The sequence below is a fragment of the Yersinia hibernica genome, from assembly GCF_004124235.1.
Classification (GTDB): domain Bacteria; phylum Pseudomonadota; class Gammaproteobacteria; order Enterobacterales; family Enterobacteriaceae; genus Yersinia; species Yersinia hibernica.
On sequence record NZ_CP032487.1, the window covers coordinates 4,473,347 to 4,486,283 of the forward strand.

Sequence of the window (12,937 nt, forward strand, 5' to 3'; positions counted from 1 at the left end):
GGGATTTTGCTATTGGTTCTGCGAATATATCCAACGCACTACAACCTGATTGGTTTAATGTGCCAAATTTCATCGGCATATTCTTCAATGGTTCTGTCGGAGGAGAAATAGCCCATATTGGCGATATTGAGTAAAGTTTTACGTGTCCATTCATCTGGATGACGATATAACGTATCAACTTGCTCTTGGGTATCCACATAACTGCGATAATCCGCCAGTAACTGATAGTGATCGCCCAGATTGACCAGTGAATCAAACAGGCTAGTGTACCGATTAGGCTCTTCCGGGCTGAAAGTCCCGGTCGCAATCTGTGTCAACACCAAATGCAGCTCAGGATCTTCGTCGTAATATTTCCGTGGGTTATAACCATTCTTACGCAACGCCTCAACCTGCTCAGTGGTATTACCAAAGATAAAGATATTATCCTCGCCCACATGCTCGCGGATCTCAACATTGGCCCCATCCAAAGTGCCAATCGTCAGCGCCCCATTGAGTGCAAACTTCATATTGCTGGTGCCTGAAGCCTCGGTTCCCGCCAGTGAGATCTGCTCAGAAAGATCCGCCGCTGGAATGATCAATTGCGCCAGACTGACACTGTAGTTGGGAATAAATACGACTTTTAGCAGATTATTAATGCGTGGATCATTGTTGATAACCTTGGCGACATCATTGATCAGCCGAATAATCTGTTTGGCATTGTAATAAGCCGATGCCGCTTTACCGGCAAAAATCACCACTCGAGGTACCCACTTCTCATCAGGGGCTTCGAGAATGCGGTTATAATGAGTAATCACATGCAAAATATTCAGCAGTTGCCGTTTATACTCATGAATGCGTTTGATTTGCACATCAAACAGCGCCGCTGGATTGACCACGATATTCAGCTTCTCAGCAATATAAATCGCAAGCCGCTTTTTGTTCTCCAACTTGGCTTTTTGTAATGCCCGCAAGAAGCTCGGATAGTCGAGATTCTTTTCCAACTCACTGAGTTGGCTCAAGTTAGTGCGCCAATTATGACCAATGCTGTCATCCAAGACCGCCGCCAGTGGTCGATTAGCCAGCCCCAGCCAGCGCCGAGGAGTGACGCCATTAGTTTTATTGCAAAAGCGATTTGGGAAGATGCGGGCAAAATCAGCAAACAGCGATTTCACCATTAATTCTGAATGCAGGGCAGACACGCCGTTGACTTTATGGCTGGCGATCACTGCAAGCCAAGCCATACGTACACGTCGGCCATCATTCTCATCAATAATCGATACGCGCGACAACAATTCCGGTTCGTCCGGATATTGCTCCTGTACCAGTTTGAGGAAATGGTCATTGATATCAAAGATGATTTGCAAATGGCGCGGCAAAATCTTGCCAATCATGTCGATGGGCCAGGTTTCCAGCGCTTCACTCATCAAAGTATGGTTGGTGTAAGAGAAGACTTGCTGCACCACATCCCAGGCGTCCATCCAGCTAAATTTATGCTCATCAATCAGCAGTCGCATCATCTCAGGGATAGAGAGCACAGGGTGGGTATCATTCAGGTGAATAGCTATCTTATCGGCCAAATTATCGAACGTTTGGTGCATAGTCCAATGACGGCTCAGAATATCTTGCACCGTCGCGGAGACTAAAAAGTACTCTTGGCGTAAACGCAATTCGCGCCCGGAGTATGTCGAATCATCGGGATACAGTACCCGCGAGACGTTTTCTGAGTGGTTTTTATCCTCAACTGCGGCAAAGTAATCACCCTGATTGAACTTACCCAGATTGATTTCATTACTGGCCTGGGCTGACCATAAACGCAGTGTATTAGTCGCATCGGTATCAAAACCGGGGATGATTTGGTCATAAGCACAGGCAAGAATTTCTTCGGTTTCCAGCCAACGAATTTTACTGCCTTCCTGCTGAATCCGCCCGCCAAAGCGCACTTTATAGCGGGTATTGTGCCGTGGAAATTCCCAAGCGTTGCCGTATTCCAGCCAGTTATCTGGCGACTCCATCTGTTGACCATTTACTATTTTCTGGCTGAACATGCCATATTCATAGCGAATGCCGTAACCACGGCCGGGAAGCGCCAAGGTTGCCAGTGAGTCCAGAAAACACGCCGCCAAGCGCCCTAACCCGCCATTACCTAAGCCGGGGTCGTTTTCCTCTTGCAGCAGCTCAGACAGGTTAAGGCCCATTTCATCTAAAGCCTGCTCGATATCTTCATAAATACCCATCGATAACAGTGCATTAGAGAGTGTTCGCCCCAACAGAAATTCCATCGACAAATAATAAACTTGCCGGACATCTTGTGATAATTGTGCGCGGTTAGAACGCAGCCAGCGCTCGACCATACGGTCACGCACAGCAAATAAGGTTGCATTCAGCCAATCGTGCTGAGTGGCAATCGAAGGATCTTTGCCCACAATAAACATCAGTTTATAGGCAATGGAATGTTTCAGCGCATCCACACTGACAACAGGTGAGGTATAACTGAACGGTGATGTCATAGCGTTTTTCCCAATTCGTGGTAACAACAAATCGACAACTAAAGACGCCGATAAAGTGACAGATAATCTGCCGCTGCTACTTGCCAACCAAAATCCAACCCCATCGCGTGGTGCTGGACATGACGCCAATGTTTTGGCCGGCTCCACAGCACAAAAGTACGGCGAATAGCGCGTACCAATGCCTGTGCATCGCATTCATCAAACACAAACCCCGAGGCGCTGCCATCCGCCAGATTTTCCAGGGCGCAATCCACCACGGTATCTGCCAAACCGCCCGTATGTCGGACCAGTGGCAGTGTGCCGTATTTCAAACCATACAACTGTGTTAACCCACAAGGTTCAAACCGGCTGGGCACTAAAATCACATCCGCACCAGCAATAATTCGGTGCGAAAATGCCTCGTGATAGCCAATTTGTACCCCAACCTGACCGGAATAGTCTGCCGCAGCCGCTAAAAATGCCTCTTGTAGAATGGCATCTCCGGCCCCCAATACTGCCAGTTGACCGCCTAATTTTAGTAAATCGGGCAGTGCCTCCAACACTAAATCTAACCCTTTTTGTTCCGTTAATCGGCTGACAACCGCAAAAATAGGTTTCTTTTCAGTTACCTCCAATCCCATTGTGGTTTGCAGATGTACTTTATTGACCGCTTTCTTTTGCAGATTTTCTGCATCATAGCGAGCATGGAGTAAAGCATCTGTTTGTGGATCCCAAATCTCACTGTCCACGCCGTTGAGGATCCCGGTTAACCGCCCCTGACTGGCGCGCTCTTGCAGCAAGCCCTCCATGCCGTAGCCAAAGGCAGGCTGGGTAATCTCCTTGGCGTAGGTCGGGCTGACGGTGGTGACATGGTCAGCAAAGAACAACCCGGCTTTCAGATAGGAAATTTGGCCATAAAACTCCAACCCGTACATTTGGAAGAATGCCGCGGGCAGTTGTAGCTCAGCTAAATGTTTGGCCGAGAACAATCCTTGATAAGCCAAATTATGGACGGTAAATACCGATCGCGCTGGTCGGCCACGTGCTGCCAGATAAGCGCAGGCCAGCCCCGCGTGCCAATCATGAGCATGCACCACCTCCGGACGCCAGTAACCATCGAGTCCCGTCGCCAGTTCACACGCCATCCACCCCAGCAATGCAAAACGACGATAGTTATCAGAGTATGCATGCAAAGATTGGTCGTGGTAGGGGCTGCCGGCTCGGTCATAGAGGCCTGGAGCATCAATTAGATAAATACCAACGCCCTGATAATGCCCATAGCGCAATGAAACTCGCCCAGCAAAAGTGTCTATCTCCCTGACCAATACGGTATCTGGAATACCCCGGAACAAATCAGGGAAGCCAGGTAGCATGACCCTAACATCGGCTCCCTCAGCAATTTGGGCGGCAGGTAGAGCACCCACAACGTCAGCCAGTCCGCCGGTTTTCAACAAAGGAAATAGCTCGGAACATACGTGTAGAACCCGCATCATAACTCCTATTCACTCTTCAGCTTGGCGAGCATCGCACGCGTGACCAACACTACCCCACCCTCGGAACGATAAAACCGGGCGCTGTCTTCTTCGGCGTTTTCCCCAATAACCATGCCCTCGGGGATTTGGCAGGCGCGGTCAATAATGCAACGGCGCAGGCGGCACGAACGCCCGACATTGACATCAGGTAATAATAAGGAGGAATCAATGGTACAGAACGAATTCACCCGCACCCGTGGGAATAACACCGAATGCACCACCACCGAGCCAGAAACAATGCAACCACCAGAAACCAGTGAATTCATGGTCATACCATGGCTGCCAGAGCGGTCTTGCACAAACTTGGCCGGCGGCAGCGGTTCCATATGAGTGCGAATTGGCCAATCTCGGTCATACATATCCAGCTCTGGGGTCACCGATGCCAAATCAAGATTGGCTCGCCAGTATGCATCCAGTGTCCCAACATCACGCCAGTAAGGGGGTAGCTCGGCATTAGATGTCACACAGGACAGGTCAAACGGGTGTGCCCAAGCGACTTTTCGTTCTGTTAATTTCGGAATGAGGTCTTTACCAAAATCATGGCTAGAGCCGGGAGTATTTCTGTCTTCTTCCAATAACTTAAACAGATATTCAGCATTGAAAATGTAAATTCCCATGCTGGCGAGCGCCATGTCCGGACGGCCCGGCATCGGAGGAGGATTGGCCGGTTTTTCAAAGAACGCTGTTATTTGGTAATCATCTGCCACTTCCATGACACCAAATTCAGTGGCTTCTTTAATCGGCACAGGAATACAGGCGACCGTGCATTCAGCCCCTTTCTCCACGTGGTCGAGTAACATACGCGAGTAATCCATCTTGTAGATATGGTCACCCGCCAGAATGACAATATATTCCGCGTTGTAGCGGCGGATAATATCCGAATTCTGATAAACCGCATCCGCAGTACCTTTGTACCACTGCTCCGTGCTCAAGCGCTGCTGGGCTGGCAGTAAGTCCACAAACTCGTTCATTTCCTCATTAAGAAATGACCAACCCCGTTGAATATGCTGAACCAGACTATGGGACTGGTATTGTGTGATGACGCCAATGCGCCGGATACCGGAGTTCAGGCAATTGGAGAGGGCGAAATCAATAATGCGGAATTTGCCGCCAAAATGAACTGCGGGTTTAGCTCGGGTAGCCGTTAAATCTTTCAGCCGTGAACCACGGCCGCCCGCCAAGATAAGTGCCACAGATTGATTGGGTAATAATCTCGCTAACATCATCGGGTCTTTGTTCTCAAACTTAACCATGGGGACTCCTTAAAATTTCTGTACGAGCACGCAAACGGCATATGCGGATCCGTTCCATACGGTTAACGGTTCCGTATGCTCCGGCGACTCAAAAGGAGGAACCACCACCCATTCCCCCACAGGTAAATGCATTTCACACTCTTGCTCCGTGGCATTTATCACCACCAACCAGTGTTGAGATAATTGAATTTGTAGTTGCTTTTGGCAGCCCTGCTCCCAAGCTGAATCACTCAGCGCTTGCCCCTGGCTATCCAGCCATTGCACATTGTCATCCCCCGCTTCCCACCATGAGTCTCTAATCAGCGCCGGGATCTGCTGGCGTAGCCGAATCAGCTCGGCAGTAAACGCCGTTAACTCACTATCACTACTGCCCCAATCGAGCCAAGTGAGAATGTTGTTTTGACAATACGCATTGTTGTTGCCTTGCTGGCTATGGCCATGTTCATCCCCAGCCAGCAACATTGGCGTTCCTTGCGAGAGTAACAAAGTGGCGAGCAATGCCCGCTGGCAAGCTTTACGCCGCTGCCAGGTAGCATCATCCGCCACCAAACCTTCACTACCAAAATTATTACTCAGGTTGTTATCACTGCCATCACGATTTTCTTCTCCATTGATTTCATTGTGTTTTCGGTTAAAACACACTAAATCCTGTAAAGTAAAACCATCATGGGCGGTAATTTGATTGATGCTGGCAGAAGGTAAGCGCTCCCGCTGTTTGAACCAATGACTTGAGGCCGCAAAATGCTGGGCGAACTGACCCAGCGCTAAATCACCGCGTAACCAAAAGCGGCGCATTGCATCACGGTATTGATCATTCCACTCGCTGAAACCAGCCGGGAAATTACCGAGTTGATAGCCCCCCCAACCAATATCCCAAGGTTCCGCAATCATCTTGCAGGCGCTGAGTTTTTCATCCGCCGCCAGTGCCGCAAAAAGGGGCGCATGTTGATCAAAAGCCGGTGTCCGCCCCAGAACTGTGCCCAAGTCAAAACGAAAACCATCAATATGGCAGCTATCAACCCAGTAGCGCAGGCAATCAATCACCCACTGCACCACATAAGGTTGGCTAAGGCGTAGTGCATTGCCGCAGCCTGTCATGTTGTCATATTCACCCTCGGGAGTGAGCCAGTAGTAACTGGCATTATCAATCCCGCGCTGGCACAGCGTAGGGCCAAACACATCCAGCTCGGCACTGTGGTTAAACACCACGTCCAGAATGACTTCAATCCCGGCGCGATGCAGGGCTTTCACCGCATCGCGTAATTCTTGCAATGGAGATATCCCCTCACGGCCCGAGGCATAATCCGGATCAACCGCATAGGGCGCGAGCACGTTATAGCCCCAATAATTACTCAACCCCATCTTCTGCAACCGCGGCTCATCAACATGAAATTGCACTGGCAGCAACTCCAACGTCGTAATACCCAGCTTTTGCAAATAATGAATCATGGCCGGATGGGCCAGTGCGGCATAAGTCCCGCGCAAATCAGGGGGAATATCCGGGTGCAATTGGGTTAAACCCCGCACATGGGCTTCATAAATGACGGTATTGCCCCAAGGAATAGCGGGCGAACGGTCGCCCTGCCAATCATATGCTTCGTGAACCACGATACATTTAGGAGCCACCGCAGCGCTGTCCCGCTCATCGGGCTGATTAACCCCACCATGCAAACTGGAGTCATCGCCCACCTTATGGTCGAGGGCACAAGCACAGGGGTCTATCAATAACTTATGAGGATTAAAACGGTGGCCTTGTTGTGGGGAGAATAGCCCACTGACGCGATAGCCATAGCGCTGCCCCGGTTTGCCGCCGGGAAGATAGCCATGCCAGATATCCCCACTGCGGGCCGGTAGCGGCATACGCAATTCCTGATTGTTATCATCAAACAGGCACAGTTCGACCTGCTCGGCATTTGCTGAAAACAGGCTGAAATTTATCCCGGCACCATCAAAATGAGCACCTGCCGGTGTCGGGGAGCCGCTTGTCAACCTCGCCATACTATCCCTCCCGCACCAGATAGAGCGTTGATAACGGCGGCAGAGTGAGCAGCAATGAATGACTATGATTATGGCTACTCACATAATGGCTATAAATGCTTCCTTGATTCCCCAAATTACTGCCACAATAAAATTCTGAGTCAGAATTCAGCACTTCGCGATAATGGCCGCGGTGTGGGACTCCCACCCGGTAGTTATAACGCGGGACTGGGGTGAAATTACTGATAACAATCAGTTCGTTACCATCAGCATCTCGGCGCAGGAAAGCAAATACCGAGTTTTCATGGTCATCGACCACCAGCCATTCAAAACCCTCGGGCTGGTAATCCAATTCATATAATGGCGCATATTGTTGGTAACAATGGTTAAGATCACGAACCCACCGCTGCACGCCCTTATGCCAGCCGTTTTCATCGTCTAGCAGATGCCAGTCGAGGCTGGTATCGAAATTCCACTCGCGCCCCTGGGCGAATTCACATCCCATAAACAGCAATTTTTTGCCTGGGTGCGCCCACATAAACCCATAATAGGCCCGTAAATTAGCGAATTTCTGCCATGCATCTCCGGGCATCCGATCGAGTACTGAACGTTTGCCATGCACAACTTCATCATGGGAAATGGGTAAAATAAAGTTCTCGGTATAGGCATACAACATACCGAAAGTCATGAGATTATGGTGGTATTTGCGGTGAATAGGGTCACATTGCATGTAATTGAGCGTGTCATGCATCCAGCCCATATTCCACTTGTAGTTAAAGCCCAATCCGCCGGCATCCGGGGGTAATGTCACGCCGGGGAAATCAGTAGACTCCTCGGCCATAGTGACACCGCCGGGGCGCTCAACCCCGATGGTGTGATTGGTGTAGCGCAGAAAGGCAATGGCTTCCAGATTTTCTCGCCCGCCATAGTAGTTAGGCACCCATTGCCCTTCGGCCCGGCTATAATCGCGGTAAATCATCGAGGCAACAGCATCAATACGTAATGCATCGATACCAAAGCGCTCCATCCAATAAAATGCATTCCCCGCCAAATAGTTACGAACTTCATTGCGGCCATAGTTATAAATTAGGGTATTCCAATCCTGGTGATAACCTTCGCGCGGATCGGCATATTCATATAAGGCGGTGCCGTCAAAGGTCGATAATCCGTGCTCATCACTGGGGAAATGGCCGGGAACCCAATCAAGAATGACGTTAATCCCGGCTTCATGGAATTTGGCGACGAAATCTTTGAAGTCCTGCGGGGTACCAAAGCGGCGAGTCGGAGCATACAGACCCAGCGGCTGATAACCCCAGCTGCCATCAAAGGGGTGCTCATTAATTGGCAATAATTCCACATGGGTAAAACCCATATATTTGACGTATTCAACCAGTTGGTCAGCTAACTCGCCATAACTGAGCCAAAAGTTATTTTCAGTGTGGCGTCGCCACGAACCCAGATGCACTTCATAGATAGAAATCGGCGCGCGCAAGTGATTGGCTTTTTGCCGGGCGGCGGTGTTTTCCACCACATCGGGTAACGGGCTGATCAGTGAAGCCGTTTCTGGGCGCATCTGGGCTTTGAAAGCATAGGGATCCGCTTTTAACCGCACCTGACCATGACAATCTATTATTTCAAACTTATACAATTGCCCGGCCTGCACCCCGGGCAGAAATAGCTCCCAAATCCCATTTTCACGCCGTAACCGCATAGGATGGCGGCGGCCATCCCAAAAATTAAATTCCCCTACAACAGAAACACGTTGAGCATTGGGCGCCCAAACCGCAAAACTGACACCCGGCACCCCATCCAAACTCATCAAATGTGCACCTAAGCGTTCATAAGGGCGTAAATGTGTACCTTCAGCCAACAGCCAAGTGTCTATATCCTGCAATAATGTGCCGAATCGGTAGGGATCGTCGATGATTTGTGTGCTTTCTTGCCAGGTAACGGCTAACTGATAACGAAAAGGGTTTTTACGATGGGGGAGTTTAGCGATGAAAAAACCCCGCGGGTCTTCACAGGTAAATTGCGCGATATTTCGCCCACTTTTGGTATCCACCAACCAAACTTCTTTAGCATCTGGCAGTAGCGCACATACCCGTAACCCTTGTGCTGTTTGGTGCATCCCCAAAACGGAAAAAGGGTCGGCATAGTGGCCTGAAATAATCTGATTAATCACCTGATAGTCGGGAAGTGCTGACATATCTTCTTCCTTTGATTAATAACATGACTTCATTATGAAATTTGAACAAAAGTGTCAAATGTAGCATTTTTATCATGCAATCCATTTAAGTTACGGGGCATGATCAAGGTCAATAAATTGATTTGATGCCTCAACCTGCTTTTCTGATGAATAACCAACAATCTTTACATTTTTTTTCACCCAAACTATAAGCATAGTCAATGAGTGCTAAAAAATAGGCTTATGCTTAATGAAATTTTTTCTTACGCAATTAGGTGAGAAAAAAGGAGATTCAGCTGTGCAAGGAGCACATACATGATGTGAATATATTTGTGAGTAACACAAAGATCACGTAATGCCCGCCAGAGAAAAGGTATAAAACAACAAACTGGCATGATATTTGGCCCCATCGGGCTTTTTTTTTAAAAAAAGGGGCTGGTTAACGTCTTCGTGCAGAAATCTGGATACAATAGCAGCAAAAATAAATAGCCTTAGCCATTACAGTGGTCATCCAACATGGGCGTGAGCCAAGTCGAGCTGATTTTTTCTCTGTTACAACAGATGTGTGTCTATCTGGTCATTGCCTATCTGTTGAGTAAAACACCACTTTTCATCCCCTTAATGCAGGTTACCATTAGGTTGCCCCACAAGCTGGTGTGCTACCTCACGTTTTCCATGTTTTGCATTATGGGCACCTATTTTGGTTTACATATTGAAGACTCGATCGCCAATACCCGTGCAATCGGCGCTGTATTAGGCGGCGTGCTGGGCGGGCCATCTGTCGGCTTTCTGGTGGGGCTAACTGGGGGTTTACACCGCTATTCCATGGGAGGAATGACCGCCACCGCCTGCATGTTATCCACCATTACAGAGGGGTTACTGGGCGGGCTGCTCCATAGCTATTTAATCCGCAAAAATCGCCTTGATCTATTATTCCAACCATTGGTGGTCGCCGGTATTACCTTGGTGGCTGAAATCCTGCAAATGCTGATTATTCTGGCTGTTGCTCGGCCATTCCATGAAGCTGTTGAATTAGTTGAAAATATTGCCCTACCAATGATGATAACCAACACCATCGGTGCCGCTATGTTTATGCGCATCTTATTGGACAGGCGAGCTATTTTCGAAAAATACACCACTGCATTCTCGGCCAAAGCATTACAAATTGCCGCACGAGCTGATGGGTTGCTACGCCATGGTTTTGACCAGCAAAACAGTATGCGGGTGGCGCGTATTTTGTATGAAGAACTGGGCGTTGGCGCAGTGGCCATTACTGATCGCGAGAAACTGCTGGCATTTATTGGCACCGGTTCTGACCACCACCGCGTGGGCGGGGTCATTACCTCCGACCATACTCATCGGGCAATAGAGCTCAACCAAGTGGTCTATGCCGACGGCAACGCCGTGCCGTATACCTGCTCAATTTCACCGACATGTAAACTGGGCTCCACCTTGGTTATTCCATTACGGGGTGAAGAGCATCGGGTGATTGGCAGCATCAAGCTGTATGAGCCAAAAAGTAAATTATTTTCCAGTATTAACCGCACCTTAGGTGAAGGTATTGCCCACTTGCTGTCGGCACAAATTCTGGCCGGTGAATTTGAGCAGCAAAAACAGATGCTGGCGCAATCGGAAATCAAGCTGCTGCATGCCCAAGTGAACCCCCATTTCCTGTTTAATGCCCTCAATACCCTGTCGGTGGTGATTCGCCGCAATCCAGACCATGCTCGTAAACTGGTGCTTTCGCTGTCGACATTTTTCCGTAAAAATCTAAAGCGCAGCCACGATGTGGTCACACTGAGTGATGAAATTGAGCATGTGAATGCTTATCTCGAAATAGAAAAAGCGCGTTTTGCTGATCGTCTGAGTGTCGAAATTTCATTACCGGATGAGTTAATGGAGGCGCGGTTACCCGCATTCTCCCTGCAACCGGTGGTTGAGAATGCCATCAAACACGGCATATCGCAGATGTTCAGCAATGGGCGCATCACTTTACACGGTAAGTTGGAGGACCATGTTCTGGTGCTGGAAGTGCAAGATAACGCCGGATTATATCAACCACGACCAAATGGTGATGGGCTGGGTATGAATCTTGTCGATCGGCGGATTAAAGTGCGTTATGGCAATGAATATGGCGTGACAGTAATAAGCGAGGTGGAGAAATTCACCCGTATTATCATTAAGCTGCCATTTATTATCGCGAGTGAGAGTTGATTACACATACGATGCAACATATTTAAATAAATAAACCCTGACCATAAGATCAGGGCTAATCGTTATTTATTATTGTTACAGCAGAATTCGCAGCATACGGCGCAGTGGCTCTGCCGCGCCCCATAGCAGCTGGTCACCGACGGTAAAGGCGGAGAGATATTCTGGCCCCATGTTTAGTTTACGCAGGCGGCCCACCGGGGTGTTCAATGTGCCGGTCACCGCTGCTGGAGTCAGTTCGCGCATGCTCAGTTCGCGGTCATTCGGAATGACACGAACCCAGTCATTGTGAGTTGCCAGCAGTTGCTCGATTTCGGGTAGCGGCACGTCTTTTTTCAGCTTCAGCGTGAAAGCCTGGCTATGACAACGCAGTGCGCCGATACGAACACACAGGCCATCAACCGGGATAACATGGCTGGTATTCAGGATTTTATTGGTCTCGGCCTGGCCTTTCCATTCTTCACGGCTCTGGCCGTTATCCAGCGCTTTATCTATCCATGGAATCAAGCTACCGGCCAGCGGCACACCAAAGTTATCGGTCGGCAGCTTGCCACTGCGGGTCGCCGCCGTCACTTTACGTTCGATATCCAAAATGGCCGAGGCGGGGTCTTGCAACTCTTTTGCCACATCGGCGTGCAACATGCCCATTTGTGTTAATAACTCGCGCATATGACGCGCACCGCCGCCAGATGCCGCCTGATAGGTCGCGACAGATGCCCATTCAACCAAATCATTGGCAAACAAGCCGCCCAATGACATCAGCATCAGGCTGACCGTACAGTTACCGCCCGCAAAGGTCTTGATGCCCTTATCTAGCCCCTGCTGAATCACCCCGTGGTTCACCGGATCCAGAATAATAATCGCGTCATCGCGCATACGCAGAGAAGAAGCGGCGTCAATCCAATAACCTTGCCAGCCAGTTTCCCGCAGCTTTGGATAGATTTCGTTGGTATAATCCCCACCTTGGCAAGTAATGATAATATCCAATGCACTCAGCGCATCAATATCATAAGCGTCTTGCAACGTACCTTGCTGCCCCGTGAAAGACGGTGCTGCTTGGCCGTGTTGAGAGGTAGAGAAAAAGACCGGGCGGATACCGTCAAAGTCGCGTTCTTCAATCATGCGCTGCATGAGAACTGAGCCGACCATACCGCGCCAGCCGATAAAACCAACGTTTTTCATGTTTACTGTCCTGCCTTGGAAGGTGACACCGATTAGTGGATATCTATCTTGCATCGCTGCACGTTATCTACGGCAAGCTGACGAACACAGACCTGATACCACCTTACAAAATATGGACAAAGTGGCAAGTTA

General features: G+C 49.3%; 7 protein-coding genes. 1 reads left to right on the forward strand and 6 read right to left on the reverse strand.

The window, feature by feature from the left end:
• Window positions 1-38 precede the first annotated feature (38 nt).
• From glgP to glgB, 5 genes are read right to left on the reverse strand one after another with little or no spacing between them, the layout of a single operon-like run.
• Window positions 39-2,486 carry a glycogen phosphorylase gene (gene glgP / locus D5F51_RS21050; RefSeq protein WP_025376585.1) on the reverse strand — a complete coding sequence of 816 codons (2,448 nt, stop codon included), beginning with the start codon at window positions 2,484-2,486 and terminating at the stop codon, window positions 39-41.
• 38 nt (window positions 2,487-2,524) lie between these two features.
• Window positions 2,525-3,955: a glycogen synthase GlgA gene (gene glgA / locus D5F51_RS21055; protein ID WP_025376584.1), complete on the reverse strand. Its 1,431-nt coding sequence runs from the start codon at window positions 3,953-3,955 to the stop codon at window positions 2,525-2,527.
• An 8-nt stretch (window positions 3,956-3,963) separates the two neighbouring features.
• Entirely contained in the window at window positions 3,964-5,250 is a 1,287-nt protein-coding gene (glgC, locus tag D5F51_RS21060; RefSeq protein WP_129198877.1) for a glucose-1-phosphate adenylyltransferase, read from the reverse strand.
• Window positions 5,251-5,259: 9 nt separating this feature from the next.
• Window positions 5,260-7,248: a glycogen debranching protein GlgX gene (glgX, locus tag D5F51_RS21065; RefSeq protein ID WP_129198879.1), complete on the reverse strand. Its 1,989-nt coding sequence runs from the start codon at window positions 7,246-7,248 to the stop codon at window positions 5,260-5,262.
• Window position 7,249: 1 nt separating this feature from the next.
• On the reverse strand, window positions 7,250-9,433 hold the full coding sequence (glgB, locus tag D5F51_RS21070) for a 1,4-alpha-glucan branching protein GlgB (RefSeq protein ID WP_129198881.1): 2,184 nt from the start codon (window positions 9,431-9,433) through the stop codon (window positions 7,250-7,252).
• 495 nt (window positions 9,434-9,928) lie between these two features.
• Here glgB and D5F51_RS21075 point away from each other — a divergent pair, with 495 nt between their 5' ends.
• Window positions 9,929-11,626, forward strand: a complete 1,698-nt coding sequence (locus tag D5F51_RS21075) for a sensor histidine kinase (RefSeq protein ID WP_129198883.1) — start codon at window positions 9,929-9,931, stop codon at window positions 11,624-11,626.
• A gap of 75 nt (window positions 11,627-11,701) precedes the next feature.
• Here the strand turns inward: D5F51_RS21075 and asd are convergent, their stop codons facing one another.
• A complete protein-coding gene (asd, locus tag D5F51_RS21080) occupies window positions 11,702-12,805 on the reverse strand; it encodes an aspartate-semialdehyde dehydrogenase (RefSeq protein WP_025376578.1) in 1,104 nt (367 codons plus the stop codon).
• Window positions 12,806-12,937 lie beyond the last annotated feature (132 nt).